Annotated in this window: 16 protein-coding genes and 1 tRNA gene; 15 read left to right on the plus strand and 2 right to left on the minus strand. The window is 70.3% G+C overall.

Annotated elements, in window-relative coordinates; translation table 11 throughout:
* Nucleotides 1-74 precede the first annotated feature (74 nt).
* From rplL to M3T53_RS07740, 12 genes are all read left to right on the plus strand, one after another.
* A complete protein-coding gene (gene rplL / locus M3T53_RS07685) occupies nt 75-458 on the plus strand; it encodes a 50S ribosomal protein L7/L12 (protein WP_272433913.1) in 384 nt (127 codons plus the stop codon).
* Nucleotides 459-638: 180 nt separating this feature from the next.
* Nucleotides 639-710, plus strand: a tRNA-Asn gene (locus tag M3T53_RS07690).
* 1,171 nt (nt 711-1,881) lie between these two features.
* Complete coding sequence (locus tag M3T53_RS07695) at nt 1,882-2,451, plus strand: LPXTG cell wall anchor domain-containing protein (protein WP_272433914.1); 570 nt, start codon at nt 1,882-1,884, stop codon at nt 2,449-2,451.
* A gap of 190 nt (nt 2,452-2,641) precedes the next feature.
* Complete coding sequence (locus M3T53_RS07700; protein ID WP_272433915.1) at nt 2,642-3,391, plus strand: ROK family protein; 750 nt, start codon at nt 2,642-2,644, stop codon at nt 3,389-3,391.
* Nucleotides 3,388-4,383, plus strand: a complete 996-nt coding sequence (gene truA / locus M3T53_RS07705; protein ID WP_272433916.1) for a tRNA pseudouridine(38-40) synthase TruA — start codon at nt 3,388-3,390, stop codon at nt 4,381-4,383. The genes M3T53_RS07700 and truA overlap by 4 nt, the downstream gene beginning before the upstream one ends.
* Before the next feature lie 200 nt (nt 4,384-4,583).
* Nucleotides 4,584-5,027, plus strand: coding sequence for a 50S ribosomal protein L13 (gene rplM / locus M3T53_RS07710; protein WP_272433917.1), 444 nt, complete (start codon nt 4,584-4,586; stop codon nt 5,025-5,027).
* Between the two features lie 43 nt (nt 5,028-5,070).
* Complete coding sequence (gene rpsI, locus M3T53_RS07715; RefSeq protein ID WP_272433918.1) at nt 5,071-5,562, plus strand: 30S ribosomal protein S9; 492 nt, start codon at nt 5,071-5,073, stop codon at nt 5,560-5,562.
* Between the two features lie 258 nt (nt 5,563-5,820).
* Nucleotides 5,821-7,179, plus strand: a complete 1,359-nt coding sequence (glmM, locus tag M3T53_RS07720) for a phosphoglucosamine mutase (protein ID WP_272433919.1) — start codon at nt 5,821-5,823, stop codon at nt 7,177-7,179.
* 870 nt (nt 7,180-8,049) lie between these two features.
* Complete coding sequence (locus tag M3T53_RS07725; protein ID WP_272433920.1) at nt 8,050-8,517, plus strand: adenylyltransferase/cytidyltransferase family protein; 468 nt, start codon at nt 8,050-8,052, stop codon at nt 8,515-8,517.
* The gene (locus tag M3T53_RS07730) at nt 8,514-9,272 is read left to right on the plus strand and encodes a CDP-alcohol phosphatidyltransferase family protein (RefSeq protein ID WP_272433921.1); all 759 of its coding nucleotides are present in this window, start codon (nt 8,514-8,516) and stop codon (nt 9,270-9,272) included. Before M3T53_RS07725 ends, M3T53_RS07730 begins: the two co-directional genes overlap by 4 nt.
* A gap of 1 nt (nt 9,273) precedes the next feature.
* Nucleotides 9,274-10,188 carry a glycosyltransferase family 2 protein gene (locus tag M3T53_RS07735; protein ID WP_272433922.1) on the plus strand — a complete coding sequence of 305 codons (915 nt, stop codon included), beginning with the start codon at nt 9,274-9,276 and terminating at the stop codon, nt 10,186-10,188.
* Nucleotides 10,189-10,249: 61 nt separating this feature from the next.
* The gene (locus M3T53_RS07740; RefSeq protein WP_272433923.1) at nt 10,250-11,497 is read left to right on the plus strand and encodes a glycosyltransferase family 2 protein; all 1,248 of its coding nucleotides are present in this window, start codon (nt 10,250-10,252) and stop codon (nt 11,495-11,497) included.
* Between the two features lie 31 nt (nt 11,498-11,528).
* Here M3T53_RS07740 and M3T53_RS07745 read toward each other — a convergent pair whose 3' ends face one another.
* Nucleotides 11,529-12,152 (minus strand): hypothetical protein, encoded by a 624-nt coding sequence (locus M3T53_RS07745; protein WP_272433924.1) that lies wholly within the window; start codon nt 12,150-12,152, stop codon nt 11,529-11,531.
* A 69-nt stretch (nt 12,153-12,221) separates the two neighbouring features.
* Here M3T53_RS07745 and M3T53_RS07750 point away from each other — a divergent pair, with 69 nt between their 5' ends.
* The 3 genes from M3T53_RS07750 to M3T53_RS07760 all read left to right on the plus strand — a co-directional run bounded on the left by M3T53_RS07750 (nt 12,222) and on the right by M3T53_RS07760 (nt 18,119).
* Nucleotides 12,222-13,721, plus strand: coding sequence for an oligosaccharide flippase family protein (locus M3T53_RS07750; protein WP_272433925.1), 1,500 nt, complete (start codon nt 12,222-12,224; stop codon nt 13,719-13,721).
* A 133-nt stretch (nt 13,722-13,854) separates the two neighbouring features.
* Nucleotides 13,855-17,388 carry a fibrinogen-like YCDxxxxGGGW domain-containing protein gene (locus M3T53_RS07755; protein ID WP_272433926.1) on the plus strand — a complete coding sequence of 1,178 codons (3,534 nt, stop codon included), beginning with the start codon at nt 13,855-13,857 and terminating at the stop codon, nt 17,386-17,388.
* Nucleotides 17,385-18,119: a WecB/TagA/CpsF family glycosyltransferase gene (locus tag M3T53_RS07760; protein ID WP_272433927.1), complete on the plus strand. Its 735-nt coding sequence runs from the start codon at nt 17,385-17,387 to the stop codon at nt 18,117-18,119. Before M3T53_RS07755 ends, M3T53_RS07760 begins: the two co-directional genes overlap by 4 nt.
* Nucleotides 18,120-18,978: 859 nt before the next feature.
* Here M3T53_RS07760 and coaA read toward each other — a convergent pair.
* Nucleotides 18,979-19,953, minus strand: coding sequence for a type I pantothenate kinase (gene coaA / locus M3T53_RS07765; RefSeq protein WP_442866941.1), 975 nt, complete (start codon nt 19,951-19,953; stop codon nt 18,979-18,981).
* Nucleotides 19,954-20,000 lie beyond the last annotated feature (47 nt).

Raw genomic sequence — 20,000 nt, forward strand, 5'->3', positions numbered from 1 at the left:
CCCCGGGTCGGTGCGGATGCGGAACTCACCCAACATCTGCTCTCGCAGCAGGCCAACAAGGAAGGATGCCTACCATGGCTAAGCTCTCCAACGACGAGCTCATCGAAGCTTTCAAGGAAATGTCCCTCATCGAGCTGTCCGACTTCGTCAAGCTCTTCGAGGAGACCTTCGACGTCACCGCCGCCGCCCCGGCCGCTGTCGCCGTTGCCGCCCCGGCCGCCGGCGAAGCCGCCGAGGCCGAGGAGAAGGACGAGTTCGAGGTCGTCCTCGAGTCCGCCGGCGAGAAGAAGATCGGCGTCGTCAAGGTCGTCAAGAACCTCACCGGCCTGGGCCTGAAGGAGGCCAAGGATCTGGTCGACGGCGCCCCCTCGACGATCTTCGAGAACGCCAAGAAGGAAGACGCCGAGAAGGCCAAGGCCGAGATCGAAGAGGCCGGCGGCACCGTCACCCTCAAGTGATCGCGTCGCCTGACCGCCCCTGATGCGGTCGGGCCGATCGGGCGCCCCGCGGGCAGGACCTCGTCCTCTCGCGGGGCGCCCGCTTTTCTGCGCTTTCCCGATGGGGGAGGGGTGAGTCGGGGCTCACCCGGCGCGATTTGCCCTGAGCCGGGCTGGTGCCTCATACTTAACGGGTCGCTTTCCTGCGTAGCTCAACGGCAGAGCATCCGACTGTTAATCGGACGGTTACTGGTTCGAATCCAGTCGCAGGAGCGGAAAGAACCTCGGCTGTCGGGCCGGGGTTCTTCGCATTCGGGCATCCTCCATCCGCTCCCGTGTTTTCCTCCGAAAACGAACATTTCCTGCGCTATCCCGTGGGGAATGTTCGTTTTCGAGGGTAATAGCGGGGGAGTGCGCCGCCCCCGAGGGGACTTGGACTTGAGCGCCTCGCCGTGCGCTCCGGCGTGGCCGGGGGTCGGTAAGCGATGAGCGAGACGGCGCTGACGCGGTGCCAGTCGTGCCCTTGGGCGGTGGGCTCCCTCAGGCATGGCGATCGCGGAGGAGATGCTGGAGCCTTTGCCGATGCGGGCAATGGTCGGGGTAGGTCGATGCTCTGACCCCCCAATGAGGTGCCGACGAGAATGCGTGGACTCCCGGCCAGGACGCGTGGGATGTATGAGGTGTTCGGTCGTGTCATGCGGGTCCTCCCGCGCGGACCCGGGCTTCAGCATCCACCATGCGTGCGGGCCGACGAGCCGGAGCAGTCGGTGCATGGGTTCGAAGGCGAGCGTCGTTCGCCGTGCGCCTGGGCGGCGGCGAGGCCCGGGAGAAGGAGGGCGAGGCGACATCGCGTGGCGTCTGTCATGCCGCGGGCGGGGGCGAGATGGCGTCGTCGCTTCTCGATAGTCGACGTGTGCATGTCAGCGGTGGAAAGACGCATGGTGCCGTTCTGTCGGGACATCGGGCGTTTTCCGAGCGGGCGTGCGGTGACGAGCCCATGAGGGTCGTGCCCATTTCTCCCGGGGAACGTCTTCTGTGTGCGAGTGCGGTGCCGATGTCGGATAAGGGAATGAAATCAAACAGCGAGGCCGGGAACTCATTGGCAGCGGCCCGAACGACGCGACTGGCCGAGAGTACGACCGTCTGTCCTTATCGCCGAAATTCGGTTCGGGCGATGCGGTCTGCCGCGGCCACGACTACGGATCACCGACCGTGTTCACCGCACCTCTGTTTTATGCGGATTTTTACCAGATTAAATAATGTTTGTGTGGGCTAAACCCTGTTGATTTTTCCTGTTATCCCGCGTGTCGATGATGCGGACAACTTATTGCGAGATATTGGGACTCTTGTTTGACAAGCCGCGGGTGGGGGGGGGCATGATTCTCGTGGCATTTATTCGATGCATTTCAAATCTGTCAACACCAGTTGGTTTCTTGGAGGAATGATGAAGAGGACTCTGGTCGCCGGAGCCGTTGTCACCGGTCTCATGGTGTTCGGCGCCATCCCCGCTATGGCCGCCGACCCGATCGATTGCGCCGATCTCACCGCTGAGCAGGCGGCCGAGCTTGAGTACGCCCGCCTCGGCATCATCGATGTGCCCGCGGATCTCGCTCACTGCGTTGCTCCCGCTGCCCCCGCTCCTTCCGAGGTCGATACCCCGACCGCGAAGGAAGGCGCGGCTTCTGAGGCCGCGCTCGCGGACATGCGCGAGTACATCATCAATGAGGAGCTTGCCGCTGCTGCCGATGCGGAGGCTGAGCGGAACTACCTTGACGCGGCTGAGGCCGAATACAACCGCCTCCTCAAGGCTGGCGAAACCAAGCCGGAGACCAAGCCCGAGGTGAAGCCGGAGACCAAGCCCGAGGCTAAGGCTGACGCTGCCAAGGCCGATGCCGCCAAGCCCGCGGCCGGCGGTCTCGCCAAGACCGGTGCCGCTTCGGCGATCATCGCCGGCGCCGCCGCCCTCGCCGCCGTTTCCGGTGGCGGGATCTTCGCCTGGAGCAAGCGCCGCTGACGCTGCGGGAGACCAAGACCCCGGGGGCCGAGTCCTATGGACTCGGCCCCCGAACCTCGTCCACCGCCTCTGCGCGGAACGAGGACAGTGAGGGGGCCGGCGACGGTGATTCTGCTCAACCATCGCCCCTGTGTGGAACGAGGATGGGGTCACGGCCCGAGCCTCCTCAACCGCCCACTAGGCTGAGCCCATGACCGAAGAGATGACCCTCGCCGTCGACTGCGGCGGCGGCGGGATCAAAGCCTCCGTCGTCGACGAACGGGGAACGATGATCGCCCCCGCCCGACGCACCCCCACCCCCTACCCGCTCCCCCCCGAACTCCTCGTCTCCACCATCGTCGGCCTCGCCGCCCGCCTGCCCCGCGCCACGCGCGCCACCGTCGGCATGCCCGGGATGATCCGCCACGGCATCGTCGTCGCCACCCCCCACTACATCACCAAGGACGGGCCCCGCTCGCGCGTCCTGCCAGACCTCGTCGACCAATGGAAGCGCTTCGACATGCGCCGCGCCCTCGACAACGCCCTCGCGATCCCCGTCAAAGTCCTCAACGACGCGGAAGTCGCCGGCGCCGGCGTCATCACCGGGACCGGCCTCGAAATGATCGTCACCCTCGGCACCGGCCTGGGCAACGCCGTCTTCGACGGGGGGACTCTCGCCCCCCACGTCGAGGTCTCCCAAGGATTCGTCCGATGGGGACTGACCTACGACGACTACATCGGCGAGCATGAACGCCTGCGCCTGGGAGACTCCCACTGGTCGCGCAGAGTGCGCCGCGTCGTCGACGGCCTGCGCGCCATGTACATGTGGGACCGCCTCTACCTCGGCGGCGGGAACTCCCACCGGATCACCCCCCTCCAGCGCGGGCGATTGGGCGACGACGTCGTCATCGTCCCCAACGACGCCGGGATCATCGGCGGCGTCCGGGCGTGGGAGCTATGAGCCGCCTCGCGCCGGCGCCAACGCCCCCCGCGCCGGAGGGCCCCCGCGGGCGCGCCCCCGAGCGCCCCCCGGCTCTCCCGCAAGAAGACGGGGGAGAGACGAACGACCGCATCCGCCTCGACCTCGCCTACGACGGAACCCACTTCCACGGATGGGCCGCCCAACCCGGCCTGCGCACCGTCCAAGGACAGATCGAAGAAGCCCTCGCCGTCCTCGTGCGCGCCCCCGTCGCCCTGACCGTCGCCGGGCGGACCGACGCCGGAGTCCACGCCCGGCACCAGGTGTGCCACCTCGACCTGCCGGCCGGCGCCTGGCAGCGCCTGGCCCCCCGCGGCGCCGACCGCCCCGACGAGGCCGGTCCCGCCCTCGTCCGCCGGCTCAACGGGATGCTCGCCCGCGACTACGCCCGCTTCCTCGACGAGCGCGGGCTGAGCGCCCCGCGCGGCACCGCCGACATCCGCATCCGCTCCGCCCAGCGCGTCCACCCCTCCTTCGACGCCCGATTCTCCGCCGTGTCCCGCTCCTACGCCTACCGGATCAGCGACGACCCCACCCCGCTGCGCCGCCACGACTGCCTGTGGACCCAGACCGGCCTCGACCTCGACGCGATGAACGAGGCCGCAGCCGCCCTCCTGGGCGAGCACGACTTCCTCGCCTACTGCCGTCCGCGCGACGGGGCGACGACGATCCGCACCCTCACGCGCCTCGACTTTGCCCGGGAGGGCGCCGGACTCATCACCGCGCGCGTCGAGGCCGACGCCTTCTGTCACTCGATGGTCCGATCCCTCATCGGCGCCCACCTCCTCATCGGCCAGGCGCGCCGCCCCACCCGCTGGGCCCGCGACCTCCTCGACGCGCGCACCCGCGAACGCGCCGCCCCCATCGCCCCCGCCCACGGCCTCACCCTCGAAGCCGTCGCCTATCCGCCCGCCGAGCAGTGGGCGGCCCGCTCCCGACAGGCCCGTCGGCGCAGGGGCTCGTGCTGCTCATGAGGGATCGCCCACAGTGCCCGCGCGGCTTTGACCGGCCCCACCGGCGTCGATAGGATGACCAATGCTGTGCGCTAGTCGGACCCTCGGTGCCTCCCACTCGCCGTCGCGAACCGCTAGCGCCTCGCGCGAACCGTTTGAATGCGGGCGCCCCCCGACAAGGGAACGGCGCCCCATGACCGAAAGAATTGAAGGTTACGCCCGTGCGCACCTATTCACCCAAGCCCGGGGACGCCGACAAGAAGTGGTACGTCATTGACGCCACCGACGTCGTCCTCGGACGCCTGGCGGCCCACGTCGCCGCCCTCCTCCGTGGGAAGCACAAGCCGACGTTCGCCCCCCATATGGACATGGGCGACAACGTCATCATCATCAATGCGGACAAGGTCGTTCTGACCGGCAAGAAGCTCGAGCAGAAGATGGCCTACCGCCACTCCGGGCGCCCCGGTGGTCTGACCGCCACGTCCTACCGCGACCTCATGGCCACCGCTCCCGAGCGCGCGGTCGAGAAGGCCGTCCGCGGCATGCTTCCCCACAACAGCCTCGGCCGTGCGCAGTTCAAGAAGCTGCACGTGTACGCCGGTGCTGAGCACCCCCACGCCGGCCAGTCGCCGGTTCCCTACGAGATCACCCAGGTCGCCCAGTGAGCCCCGCGCTCCAAGGCAACCGTGAAAAGCATTGAGGAGAACCGTGGCTGAGACCACCGCTTCCGTCGAGCTGGACGAGGAGACCATCCCCAGCTCGTACACCACCGAGACCGAGACCGCCCCTGCCGGCGCCGGTCAGTCCATCACCGCCCCCGGTGCGGGCCTGGGCCGCCGCAAGGAGGCCGTCGCCCGCGTCCGCCTCGTCCCCGGCTCCGGCCAGTGGACGATCAACGGGCGCTCCCTGGAGGACTACTTCCCGAACAAGCTCCACCAGCAGCTCGTCAAGTCGCCCTTCGTCCTGCTCGACCTCGACGGCCGCTTCGATGTCATCGCCCGCATCAACGGCGGCGGCATCTCCGGCCAGGCCGGCGCCCTGCGCCTGGGCATCGCCCGCGCCCTCAACGAGATCGACCGCGACGCGAACCGTCCGGCGCTCAAGAAGGCCGGATTCCTCACGCGCGACGCCCGCGCGATCGAGCGCAAGAAGGCCGGCCTGAAGAAGGCCCGCAAGGCCCCGCAGTACTCGAAGCGCTGAGCATCGCTCAATCGCCGCCCGTGCGAACACCGGGGCCCCGCTCATCGAGCGGGGCCCCGGTCGTTGTCAGACCGCTCGGCGGCCTCGCCGGCGGATGCTCGACGAACCCCGTCTGATCCCTGCGGGTCTTCTGTGCGACAAGGTGCTCCAGATGCCGTCAGGACGTGCTGTCGCGACCGCTGCGCATGCCGAAGTCGATTCGGCGTCGATGAGCGCCGAGTAGTCTGAAGGCATTGACTGTCAATGAATGGAGAACCGATGCCCAGAATGTTCGGTACCGACGGCGTGCGCGGCCTCGCCAATGATCTGCTGACCCCCAGCCTCGCCGTCCAGCTCGGCCAGGCGGCGGCGCGAGTCCTCACCGGAGGCCCCCCCTCGAGCGCATCGCGCACCGGTCGTCCCCGGGCCATCGTCGGACGCGACACGAGGGCCAGCGGCGAATTCCTTGACCATGCGATCAGCGCCGGCTTGGCCTCGTCGGGAGTCGACGTCACCAGGGTCGGGATCCTCCCGACCCCTGCGATCGCCCACCTGACCGCCACGCAGGACATCGACCTGGGCGTCGTCATCTCCGCCTCCCACAACCCCTTCCAGGACAACGGGATCAAGTTCTTCGCCCGAGGCGGGTACAAGCTCGAGGACGCCGTCGAGGACGAGATCGAGTCGCTCATCGGGCGCGTCGACGACCTGCCGACCGGGGCCGGCGTCGGACGCGTCATCAAGGGGGAGACCGTCGCCGACCAGACCTACATCAACCACCTCGTCGACTCCGTCGGCACCGACCTGTCCGGTCTGAGGATCGTCGTCGACGCCTCCAACGGCGCCGCGAGCGCCGTCGGACCGGCCGCCCTGCGCGCCGCCGGCGCCGAAGTCATCGTCATCAACGCCTCGCCCGACGGCCTCAACATCAACGCCGACTGCGGATCCACCCACCCCGGGCGCCTCCAGAACTACGTGACCGCGGTCGACGCCGACATGGGCGTCGCCTACGACGGGGACGCCGACCGGTGCCTCGCGGTCGACGCCGACGGCGCCCTCGTCGACGGGGATCAGATCATGGGACTGCTCGCCGTCGGCATGAAGGAGGACGGGACCCTGGGCTCTGACACCCTGGTCGTCACCGTCATGAGCAATCTCGGCCTGATCCTCGCGATGAAGGAGCATGGCATCCGCACCGTCCAAACCGGTGTCGGCGACCGCTACGTCCTGGAGAAGATGCTCCAGGGGGGCTACACGCTCGGCGGCGAGCAGTCCGGGCACGTCATCGACACCCTCCATGCGACCACGGGCGACGGTGTTCTCACGTCGCTGAGGATCGCGGCGCGCATGAAGCGCACCGGCAAGTCCCTGGCCGAGCTGGCCGGGATCGTCACGCGCCTGCCCCAGACGCTCGTCAACGTCTCCGGCGTGGACAAGGCTTCGGCGGGCACCGACGCGCGTGTGCAGGAGGCGGTCGAAGCCGCTGAGGAGCAGCTGGGGCAGACGGGCCGCGTGCTGCTGCGCCCGTCGGGGACCGAGCCGCTCGTGCGCGTCATGGTCGAGGCTGCCACTCAGGAGCAGGCCGACGAGGTGGCTGGGCGTCTGGCTGACGTCGTCCGGGAGAGCCTGGCCCTGTAGTGGTGGGGGCGGTCTGGTCTCCGGTTCCCGTGGTCTCGGGTTCTCGTGGTCTTCCGATCCGCCCCTGAACGGGTCCTGCGCTGAGCGGGCTCGGTGCGTGGCGGTCGTGGCGTGTGAGCGGGCCTGGTGCGTGCGCCCCCCTGCCTATTGGGCCACGCTGTGCGTGAGTGGGCCCATGATGTGTGCGGTTTCCGCGCGTGAGCGCGCTTGACTACGCTGGCCGAGGCCGTTTTCTTCCGGACCTTGCGGTTTCCGCGTGTGAGCGGGGGCCGTGTGCGTGAATAAAACTGTGTGCGTGGGTTCGGCTGAAACTGTGTGTGCGTAGGCTCGGCGCGTGAATGCGCCGGTGCCTCGTCCTCCTCGTCTGCCAGCTTGTCCGCCCGCGGCCGGCGTTTCCCCGGGATCCCGTCCACTGGGGGCGTTCCCGCCCATCCGTCCGTCCCAGGTGCCGGCGTTTCCTTCGAAAACGAATTTTTGGGCCTGTTTTTGGTGGGAAGTGTTCGTTTTCGGGGGAAAGCGTGGGGGGAGGCGGGCGTCGAGGAGACGGGAAACGCGTGCGGGGACGAGTCAGAGTCCGCCGGACGAGGCCCGTGCGCCGACCGGGCACGAGACGGTAGGGGGAGTGCGGGGCCGTGGGCGGGACGAGGCAGTCGGACGCGTGAGGCGTCGGGACGGACGCGGGCCTCGGGGTCGAGCGCGTGACAGCGTGCTCATGAGTCGTGGGGGAGCGTGGGGCCCGTGGGCGGGATGAGGCGGTTGGAGGCATGGGGCGTCGCCGGACACCGGTCGCGGGGCGGCGAGGCGAGTGATCTACCGGTCATTCGAGGAGGGACGGGCGGTCGGCCGGGGCCCGTCTGGCACACTGGACCGGTGCGAGAACCAACGGAGCCCAAGGGGCCGATCACCGGGTACGTGCCCGGCGGATTCGACATGTTCCACATGGGCCACCTCAACATCCTGCGCGCCGCGCGGCAGCGGTGCGACCGGCTCGTCGTCGGCGTGACGACCGACGAGGCCCTCGAGCGGATGAAAGGGAGGCCCCCCGTGATCCCCCTCAAGGAGCGCTGCGACCTCGTGTCCGCGCTGCGATTCGTCGACGCGGTCGTCGTCGACCTCGATCAGGACAAGCGCCTGGCCTGGCGCCTCCAGCCCTTCGACGTCCTCTTCAAGGGGGACGACTGGAAGGGCACGGCGAAGGGCGCCAGGCTTGAGGCCGAGATGGCCGAGGTCGGCGCCGTCGTCGTCTACCTGCCCTACACCCCTTCGACCTCCTCGACGAAGCTGCGCCGCTTCATCTCGCCGGAGGACTTCGACGACGAGATCGAGGAGGGCCGATGACGCCCGACCCCAACGCCATCGACGCACTGCCCTGGTCGCAGCGCTTCCGCGCCTACCGCGAATCCCTCGCCTCGGCCCAGAAACCGGGGGACGGCGTGCCCGCCTACATGCGGTGGGTCAACCGCGGCGGGGCCCGACTCGTCGCGGCGTTCGCCGCGGCCTGCGGATGGACGCCGAACCTCGTCACCGCGATCTCCGTCGCCCTGTCCGGACTCGGCCTGCTCCTGCTCGTCCTCCTCGAGCCGTCCTCCTGGACCGGGCTGCCGATCGCCCTCCTGCTCGCCGCCGGATTCCTCCTCGACTCGGCCGACGGGCAGGTCTCCCGCGTCACCGGCGCGTCGTCGAGGACCGGGGAGTGGATCGACCACGTCGCCGACGCGTTCCGATCCCCCGCCATCCACCTGTGCACGGCGACCGCCGTCGTCCTCCACAGGCCCGAGACGCCCTGGTTAGCGCCGGTCGCCCTCGTCTACGCGTGGGTCGCCTCCGGTCAGTTCCTCAGCCAGATCCTCGCCGAGCAGTTCGTGCGCGCCGCCGGGCGCGACCAGACCCGCGGCGGGACCCTGCGCTCCCTGATCCTCCTGCCCACCGACCCGGGCGTCCTGTGCTGGTCCTTCGCCCTGTGGGGGCTGACCGGGCCCTTCGCCATCGCCTACACCGCGCTCGCGACCGCCGCGCTCGCCCACAGCGCGATCTCCCTGTCCAGGCGCTACCGCGACCTGCGGGCCCTCGACGCCGCCCAAGCGGGGCGATGACATGCCCGACCTCAGCGTCATCCTCCCGGCCCGCGATTGCGAATCCACGATAGGCACGGCCGTCTCCTCCACCCTGCGGGCCATGCCCGCAGACGCCGAACTCGTCGTCGCCGACGACGCCTCGACGGACGCGACGGCCGAGAGGGCCTGTGCGGGCGCCACCCGCCGCGGCGGCGCCGTCGATCCGCGACTCCGCATCATCACGGCGACCCCGGGGGAGGGCGGAGTGGCGCGAGTCCTCTCCCAGCTCCTCGACGCCACCGACTCCCGGCTCGTCGCGCGCATGGACGGCGACGACATCTCCCTGCCCTCGCGCTTCGCGCGAGCCCTCGGCGCGATCGAACAAGGGGACGACATGGTCTTCACCCAGGTCGTCGAACTCGTCGGCCGCCTGCCCCGGCCCCGGGCGCCCTACGAGATCGCCCCCGACGAGATCGGCTGGCACCTCCTCCTGACCAACCCCCTGTGCCACCCGACGATGGTCTCCACCCGCGAGGCCCTCGACCGCGTCGGCGGCTACCGTCCAGTCCCGGCCGAGGACTACGACCTGTGGATCCGATCGGCCCACGCGGGCGCCGCCATCCGCAGGCTCGCCGCATGGGGACTGGTCTACCGGATCCACCCGGCCCAGGTCACCGCCTCCTCCTCGTGGCGCGCCTCCTCATGGGACGACCCCGACCAGGCGCGCGCCTTCGCCGACCTGTCCGAGAGCCTCACCGGTGAGAGGCTGCCGCGCCTCGTCTCCCTCGTCGGCCTGCCCGCAGCCGAGCGGGAGGACGCCCTCACCCGATTCGAAGCGGCGATCGCCCCCGGAATCGCTCGCCTCGGCGGGCTCCGCGCGACCCGCCTGACCCGGCGGCTCCGCGCCCGCATCGCCTGGGCGCGCGCCGCCCGAGCCGACGGAGGACCCCGATGAGCCCCGCCGCCGCCCGAACCCGCGGTCGGCTCGCGCCGGCCCCGATCAGGCAGGAGGACCGATGACCGGCCCCGATCAACCTCAGACCGACCCCCTGGCCTCCTCGATCTGGCACGTCGATCGGACGACCCCCGACGTCGTCCGGATCTCGGGAGGATCGAACGACCCGCGGGCCCTCGTCGTCGTCCGCGACCACCGCCGCGTCTCCGCCATCATCCCCCTGGGGCCCACCGGCGCCCCGGAGAGGGCCCCCGAAGTCCTCGCGGCCCCCCCGGCGCCCCCGCGCCCGTGGGACGAGGGGGCGGGGGCGCGCCTGAGCGCCACCGTCGTCCTGTGCACGACCGGCCGATGCGACGTCCTCCCACGGTCCGTGGAATCCGTCCTCGCCCAGGACCACCCCGGCTTCCGGCTCGTCGTCGTCGACAACGCGCCGGCCAGCGGGCGCACGCGGGCAGCCCTCGCCGGCATCGACGACGACCGCATGACGATCGTCGAGGCCCCCAGGGCGGGGCTCTCGCGGGCCCGCAACAGGGGAGTGCTCGCCGCCACCGGCGACGTCGTCGCCTTCACCGACGACGACGCGCTCGTCGACCCCCACTGGCTCACCGCCCTTCTCGACCCCCTCGCCGCCGACCCCGCGGTGGGCGCGACGACCGGCGTCGTCCTCGCCGCCGAACTCGCCACCGCCGCGCAACGCTGGTTCGAGTCGCGCGGCGGCTTCCCCAAGGACCTCGTCCCCCGCGTGTGGAGCGTCGGCTCGCCGCCCGCCGGCGCCGCCGGACTGGGGGACGCGGGCGAGGGAGGCCCCCTCTACCCGGTGACGACCGCCCGCGTCGGGGCGGGCGTCTGCATGGCGATCCGCCGCGACGCCCTCGCCCAGGCGGGGCCCTTCGACCCGGCCCTCGGCGCGGGCACCCCCACCCGCGGCGGGGAGGACCTCGACATGTTCGCCCGCATCCTGCGCCTGGGCCGCCCGATCGTCCACACCCCGGACGCGCTCGTCCACCACCGCCACCGCCGCGACCCCGCCGGCCTGGACGCCCAGATACGGGGCAACGGGTCCGGCATGGCCGCGCTCCTCGTCAAGTCCGCCCTCGAACGGCCCTCGACCCTCCTCGTCCTCGCGTCGCGCGTCCCCGCGATCCTCACGCGCCTGAGCCCAGGATCGGAGCGCGTCAGCGGCGCCGACGACGACGTCCCCGCATCCCTCACCGCCTCGGAGATCAAAGGGTTCCTCGAAGGGCCCCTCCTCTACGCGAAATCCCGTCGCGCCAACCGGCCGGCGCCGTCGAGGGGGCGACGAGCGTGACGGCCGCGCACGGCAGACGGCCGGGGGCCCGTCAGCAGGTCGGGTCCTCGGCGAACCCCTGCTTCTCGATCTTCCAGGCGCCGTCCTCGAGAACGAGGAAGAAGAGGGACAGGGCCCGGTCCGACGTCCGCTCCAGGCGCGTCCCCGCCTCGTTGACGATCGTCACGCCCGACGAGTCCACGCACGCCTGGAGCGTGATCCGCGTCCCGTCGTCGGAGGCCTCGACGAGCACCGGGTCCTCGATGGACGGCGCCCCCTCCTGGTGGAGCCCCGTGTCGTCGAACTCCTCCGCCTGCGCCGCGTACTCCTCCAGGGAGAAACCCGTGAGAATGCCCGACAGGTCCGTCGCCCGTCCCGATGCCGGATCGGCCAGGCCCTCCGAGACGGTCGCCAGCGCCCATCCGACCTGCTCGGCCGCCTGCTCCTGGGACAGGGGCCCCGACACGTCGCCGGTGTTGGCCGGGCCGGCCGATTCGGGGGCCGTCGTCTCGGGAATCCCCGATTCCGGATCGGAGACGCCCGATCCGGAGGCAGCGTCGTCGACGCCGGCCGGGCGCGACAGCACCCACGCCCACCATCCGACGAGGAGCGCGACGACGACGAGCGCGACGAGGACGAGGAGGAGCAGGGAACGACGGGAGGGGGAGGAGTGCATGAGCGTACTCTTTCACGCGAGGGGCGAAGGACGTGGAGACACGAGGATACTCCAGGCCGGGGGCCGCGGATGAGCGGGGATCGCACCGACAGGAGGGGCCTGGCCCGCTCGGGGGCGCTCGGATTCGCCGGAGCCGCGGCGTCGGCGGGGCTCGGATTCGCCCTGACGGTCGTCCTGGCCCGGATGCTCGGCCCTGCCGGATCGGGCGTCGTCACCCAGGCGACCGGAGTATTCGCCGTCGTCATGGGCCTGACGAAAGTCGGCCTCGACTCGACCTCGATCTACCTCCTCCCCCGCCTGCGCATCGACGCCCCCGAGCAGATCCGCGCGTGCCTGACGTTCATGGCGGCGACGACGATCGGCGTCTCCGCCGCGACGGTCCTCGTCCTCGAAGCGGCCGCCCCGCTCATCTGGTCGGCGCGAGAACCCGAGGTCGCTGAGGCGGTCCGCGCCGTCGTGTGGCTCGTCCCCCTCGGCTCGCTGGCCGTGGTCGCCGCGGCCGCGCTGCGGGCCGTGGGGAGCATGCGCGAGTACGTCGTCGTCCAGAACATCGCCCTGCCCGGCTCGCGCCCTCTCCTCGTGGCGGCCGCCGCCGCGCTGTCCGGCTCGCTCGCGCTCGTCGCCGTGGCGTGGGCCCTGCCGTTCCTCGTCGCCCTCGTCGCGTCGTGGACGCTGCTCCTGCGGCGCCTGCCCGCATCGGCCTCGTCGGCGCGCTGGCCCGACGCCCCCCGAAGGCGCGAGATCCTCTCCTTCGCCCTGCCCCGGACCCTGACCGCGGGATTGGAGCAGGGGCTCGTCTGGCTCGACGTCCTCCTCGTCGGCGCGCTCGCGGGCAGCGCCGCCGCGGGCGTCTACGCCGGGGCGAGCCGGTTCATCCAGGCCGGGCTGATCGTCGACACGGCCCTGCGCGTCGTCGTCTCCCCCCGGTTCTCCCGCCTCCTGCACCTCGGCAGGCTCGACGAGCTCGATCGCCTCTACTCGACGGCGACGACCTGGCTCGTCCTCTTCGCCACGCCGATCCACATCCTCATGGCCGTCTTCGCCCCTGCTCTCATGCGCCTGCTCGGCGACGAGTTCGCCTCCGGATCGGCCGTCCTCGTCGTCCTGTGCCTCGGCGCCGTCGTGACCTTCCTCGCGGGCAACATCCACTCGCTGCTCATCATGAGCGGGCGCTCCGGGTGGGCCGCCGTCAACAAGGCCGTCGTCCTCGTCGTCAACGTCGTCGGCAACATCGTCCTGGTCCCGCGCCTGGGGATGATCGGGGCCGCGGCGGCCTGGGCCGCGTGCATGGTCCTCGACGCGTTGATGGCCGGGGTCCAGGTCATCGCCTTCACCGGCCTGAGGCCCAGGATCGGCCGGGCGGTGCTCCCGCTTCTCGGAGGGCTCGTCTCGGTGGGGGCCCCGAGCGCCGTCGCCGCCCTCATCGCGGGGCGGGACTCCTTCACGGGCCTGCTCATCGGGACGGCCGCCTCGGCGGCATGCTTCGCGCTCATGTGCAGAGTGATGCGCAGGCCGCTCCACCTGTCGGGGCTGGGGGCGGTCTTCTCCGCGCGGCGGGACGGGGGGTGACGGCGTCGCGGTGGCGGCTCACACAATCCCGTCGACGGCTTGAAAACGAGCACGCATCCATAAGATGATTCGCTCGACTAGCAACAAACATACCCGGCGCTCCCGTGGGCGCTCGACAACATTGAGGACGTTCATGCCCCTTCGCCGCCGCGCACGCGCGCTCGCCGCCGTCCCGCTCGCCGCACTGGCCGCACTGACAGCCCTGGCCATCGCCCCGGTTCAGGCCAGGGCCGACGACTCCCCCCACGCCCAGACGATCGCCCGCGACGGGTCGAGCGCCGCGACGGCCGCGGCATCGTGCTGGCAGATCAAGAGGGACTCCCCGCAGTCGCCCTCGGGCGCCTACTGGCTCCAGACGCCGACGATGAAGGCGCCTCAGCAGTTCTTCTGCGACCAGACGACCGATGGGGGCGGATGGGTCCTCATCGGCCGCGGCCGCGAGGGATGGGAGACGTGGACCCAGGGCAAGGGCGACCCCGCCGCCCTGACCCGTCGCGAGAGGACGCCAGCCGACTTCGGCACCGTCCAGCTGTCGACCGAGACCGTCAACGGCCTCCTCGGCGGCGGCGCCGTGTCGTCCCTGAACGAGGGGCTGCGCGTCGTCCGCGCCCAGGACAGCCGGGGCTCCTCGTGGCAGACGGTCGACATGGTCCTGCCGAAGATGAAGGACTTCGTCTGGCCCTTCAAGTCGGCCCACCCCGTCAAATACCGCTACAACAACAGGGGCTACTGGTACGAGGGCCGCATCTGGGACACCTTCGGCAGCGATCAATCGTTCAACGGGGTCAACATGACGACGTCGACGGCCCGCAGCGGGATCCTCGGCTTCGCCTACGGCAAGTACGCCTCCGCCCGAGGATGGTGGTCCGACACGAGCTCTAACACGACGTTCCTGTACAACGTCGGCCGGGCGCTCATGCCCTACGCCGAGGCGTACATCCGCCCGCAGATCTCCTCGGACGACCCGGGCTTCCAGCGCATCGCCGATTCGGGGACTCCGGCGACCACGGTGACCGCCGCCGTCTCCGAATTCGCCGCCCCCTCCGAGTGGGGCGTCTCCGGCAACCTCAACGGTTCCGTCGCCGAGGGATCGATCCAGGTCCAGGCGTTCGAGGAGATCGGCTCGACGATGTTCGTCGGGGGCAATTTTACCGGCGTCAAAAAGGGGGAGAAGGGGCGGGAGACCCGCAGTTCGGGGCTGGCCGCCTTCGATGTCGCCACCGGCGCCTGGAACGGGTCGATGACGTGGGAGTTCAACAACCAGGTCAAGGACCTCGTCGAACTGCCCAACGGCAGGCTCCTCGTCGTCGGGGACTTCACGACGGTCAACGGCGAGAGCCACCGCGGCACCGTCCTCATCGATCCCGCCACCGGCGCCATCGACCCGGCTTGGGACCTCCAGATCGTCAATAACCTGTCCTCCGGGCGCATCTCGGTCAAGAGCGCGTCCGTATCCGGCGACTACATCTACCTCGGCGGCTCCTTCACCCACCTGTCCGGCCAGGGCGCCAACAAGGTCTACGGCCGCAACGCCGCGCGCGTCTCGCTGACGGGCAAGCCCGACCGCTCGTGGAACCCCGAGTTCAACGGCGCCGTCCTGGCGGGCACGGCCGACCCCGAGCAGTCCTACTACTACGCCGCCGGGCACTTCACGAGGTCGATCAACACCACCGCGAAGAACGCGACCCGCGTCTCGACCGAGGCGGGCGCCCGAGTCGACACCTCCTTCTCCTTCGTCCCGTCCTACCACCGGGGGACCTACCAGCAGGATGTCAAGGTGTTCGGCGACCGCGTCTACTTCGGCGGCGCCCAGCACAGCCTGTTCGGCTACACCCGATCGGATATGAGGCGGGTCTCCGGGTCGATCACCATGAACAACGGCGGCGATGTCCAGGCGATCACGACGGCGCAGAACGGCGTCCTGTACGCCTCGTGCCACTGCTCCGACTTCTCCTACGAGGACGCGACCAAGTTCTACTTCTACGACGACTTCAGCCGGGCCGATGAGATCCGCTGGGTCGGCGCCTGGGACGGCGCGACCGGCAAGCAGATCGGATGGGCCCCCTACCGGCTGAACTCGACCCGGTCGACCGGCGCCTGGGCCCTTGAAACGGACTCGAACGGCTCGCTGTGGGCGGGCGGCGATTTCAACCGGTCGTTCACCTCCCTCACGTCGAATCAGTGGAGCGGCGGGTTCGTCCGGTTCCCGGCCCGCGACCAGAGCGCTCCCGAGGCGCCCTCGCTCGTGCGCAGCACCGCCAGCGACGCCGCGTCCATCACCCTCGCGTGGAACGGCGTCCCCGACGCGGCCGGGTACGAGATCCTGCGGGACGACCGCCCCGTGGCGGTCTCGAAGACCACCACCGCGCAGGTCCCCCGGGGCGGCGAGAACCGGTACTTCGTCCGCGCCGTCGACGCCGCGGGCAACCGCTCGGCGTCGTCGCCGGTCTACTCGGCCCCGGCGGCGGGGCAGGCCGACGAGAACAACCCCGTCCTCGTCGAGGACTCCGCCGAGTGGAAGTACCTGTGGGCGACCGACGCGGTCCCCGCCGACTGGAACGCCCCCGGCTTCGACGACTCCGCCTGGACGACCGGCACCGCGCCGATCGGCTACGGCGATTCGGGCCTGGGCACCGTCCTGACCCCCGGTGCCGCGGCGACCCGTCCGGTGACGACCTACTTCCGCAAGACGATCTCGCTCGACGACCGGACCAGGGCCGGGGGCATCTCGATCTCCTACACGGCGGACGACGGAGCCGTCGTCTACGTCAACGGCCGGGAAGTCTCCCGCACCCGCATCGACGACGGGCCGGTCGCCCAGGGGACCCACGCGAACGCCGCCGTGTCGGCCTCACGTGCCCGTCAGGACAGGACGACGGTCGCCGTCCCCTCCTCCGGCCTCGTCGTCGGCGAGAACGTCATCGCCATCGAGACGCACCTCAACTACCGCGGCTCGAAGACGATGACGATGCAGGCCACCGTCTCCACGGCAGCTCCGGCCGCGCTGGCCGCCGCGCAGGACGACCCGTCGGAACCCGTCGAGCAGGACGCCGCCCCCTCCGGCGAGGACTCGGATGAGGCCGCCGACGCCGAGGCGCCCGGCGCCGGGCGCCCGCAGGGGCAACCGCTATCGGCGATCGACGCCACGGGCATCGCATCCGGCGATGTCGTCGCCTCCGGCGAGACGTGGTCCTACTGGGTCGAGAAGGACGCGCCCGCCCCCGACTGGACCACCACCGGCGACATCAGCGGCTGGAGGACCGGTGCCGGGCCGATCGGCTGGGGGCACTCCTCGGTCGTCACCGCCCTGGACATCCCCCGTTCGGATCGGGCCGCCACCTCCTACTTCGCCCGCGATATCGACCTCGGTGACCTGTCCGATTCGGCTGAACTCACCCTGAGCGTCCGTGCCGACGACGGCGCCGTGGTGTACGTCAACGGGCATGAGGTCGGCCGCCAGCGCCTCGCCGAGGGCAAACCGGTCACCCACACGACCCGGGCGACCTCGTCGGTGAACACCCGATTGGCGATCAACGCGCCGCTGACGATCACGGTGCCCGCGCGATACCTCGTCGACGGGGTCAACCGGATCGGCGTCGAGGAGCACGTCGGCTACCTGTCGACCCCGTCGATGACCTTCGATCTGTCGGCTTCCCTGAGCCGATGAACGCGCCCCGGTCCGAGCCCCCGGCGGGCGATGGGGACGATGCCCTCTATCGTGCCGTCGCCCGTCGGGCTCTCGAACCCGGGACTCGAACGACCTGGATCAACCACTGGTCGCTCCTTCACGCCGATTGGGAATACCTGGCCCGCATGGACCTCATCGGTGTCGACGGGACGCTCTTGCAGATGGCCCTGGGACGCTCGGGGCACGGGGTCGGCAGGAGCTCGGCGGACCTGGTCCTTCCTCATGTCTTCGACCTGCTCGACGAGGAGGCGCGGATCGCCCTCGTCGGCGCCGAGCCGGGAGTCGCCGACCGGGTCGCCCAACGGCTACCGCGCTTCGACGTCATGTGCGTTGACGGCTATTCCGGTTTGACGGCCCTGAAACAGGACCCTCGGAGGATCCTCGACTTCTCGCCCCGACTCGTCGTCGTCGGGCTGGGCGCGGGTCTCCAGGAGCGCGTCGGCTCGATGATCCACGAATGGCTCCCGGACGCATCGGTGTGCACGGCCGGGGGGTGGCTCGATCAGTACGCGCGCTCGGAGCGCTATTTCCCGCGCTGGGTTCACCGGGCGCGTCTCGGGTGGGCGTGGAGGATCGCTCACGAGCCCCGGCGGCTCATCGGGCGCTACACCGTCGAGGCCGTCGGGTTCCTCGCCTCCAGCGGCGGCCTGATCCGAAGACTGGAGGGGCTCGGCGATTTCGACGGGATCGGGCTGCGCGTCCGCTCCTGACACGGCGGCCGACGCCCGGCGAGATCGGCGCGGGACGCCCGATCGAGGCTGCCACTCAGGAGCGGGCCGATGAGGTGGCCGGGCGTCTGGCCGATGTCGTCCGGGAGAGCCTGGCCCTGTAGCGGTGGGGGCGGTCTGGTCTCCGGTTCCCGTGGTCTCGGGTTCTCGTGGTCTTCCGATCCGCCCCTGAACGGGTCCTGCGCTGAGCGGGCTCGGTGCGTGGCGGTCGTGGCGTGTGAGCGGGCCTGGTGCGTGCGCCCCCCTGCGTAGTGGGCCACGCTGTGCGTGAGTGGGCCTGGTGTGTGCGGGCCACTGCGTGTGTGCGGTTTTCGCGTGTGAGCGGGTCGTCTGCATGAATAAAAACTGTGTGCGTAGGTTCGGTTAAAACTGCGCGCGCGTAGGCTCGGCGCGTGAATGCGCCGGTGCCTGAGCCCGCTGATTCGTGATCCCGCTGGCGTCTGATCCCGTCGCTCGGGGCCTCCCGCTTTCCCCCGAAAACGAACATTTCCCACTTTATCCGGTAGGAAACATTCGTTTTCGGGGGAAATAGTGCGGGAGAAAACGGGGGAAGCGAGGGGAGGCATGCGGGGACGAGTCAGAGTCCGCCGGACGAGGTCCCGGCATTTCCCTGGGACCCCGTCCACCGGGGACGTTCCCGCTCACCCGCTCGAGGTCCCGGCATTTCCCTCGAAAACGAATTTTTTGCGCTTTATTCGGTAGGAAATGTTCGTTTTCGGGGGAAAGCATGGGGGGGGGGAGGCGGGCGTCGAGGAGAGGGGAAAGCATGCGGGGGAGGTCAGTGCCGGGAAAGGGCGCGCTGAGGAGGCGAGGGAGCGCTGAGGGATCGCGCGACGGGGCGCTACTCCTTGCGCAGGGCCAGGGACTCCACGCGATGACCCGAGCCCTTGCGGAAGATCATCGTCGCGCGCTCGCGGGTCGGCGCGATGTTCTCGCGCAGATTCGTCAAATTGATCGCCGACCAGATCATCCGGGCCGTCGCCTCCGCCTCCTCGTCCGTCAACCCCGCATACGTGCGGAAGAACGAGTCCTCGCGGGAGAACGCCGTGCGACGCAGCGTCAAGAAACGATCGACGTACCACTGCTCGATATGAGCGGGATCCGCATCGACGTAGATCGAGAAATCGAAGTAGTCCGACACCGCGACCGACACCGACCCGGCCTGGACCCGAGCAGGCTGCAAGACGTTGACCCCCTCGACGATGAGGATGTCGGGCTGGCGGACATGGGTGTACTCGCCCTCGACGACGTCGTAGACGACATGGGAGTACACGGGGGCCGCGACATCGGCCACCCCCGCCTTGACGGCCGATAGGAACGCGAGCAGCCCCGCCCGGTCGTAGGACTCCGGGAACCCCTTCTTCGCCATGAGGCCGCGCTCCTCCAACACCGCATTGGGGTACAGGAACCCGTCCGTCGTCACCAGGTCGACGCGCGGCGTGCGCTCCCACCGGGACAACAGGAGCTGCAAGAGCCTGGCCACCGTCGACTTGCCGACCGCGACGGACCCCGCGATCCCGATGACGAACGGGGTCGGCGCCGCCTCCGCCTCCCCCAGGAAGGCGCGCCGCTCGTCGGCCGTGCGCCTCCTCCCGTCGACGTAGAGCTGAAGCAGAGCCGACAGCGGCCGGTAGATCGCGTCGACCTCGGTCATGTCGATCGGGTCCCCGAGGGAGGCGATCCGGGTGACGTCCTCCTGCGTCAGCGGCAGCGGAGTCCGCTCGACGAGGCGATCCCACCGGGCCCGGTCGAACACGGCGTAGGGGGACAGGGGAGGCGGGGGAGTCAACGGATCCACCAGGGCATTGTCCCCCATCGAAGCCCCGCGCGCGTGCCCGTGCCGGCCGGCGTCGAGCGCGGCCG

This window comes from Actinomyces sp. B33 (genome assembly GCF_028437565.1).
In the GTDB taxonomy this organism is placed as follows: domain Bacteria; phylum Actinomycetota; class Actinomycetes; order Actinomycetales; family Actinomycetaceae; genus Pauljensenia.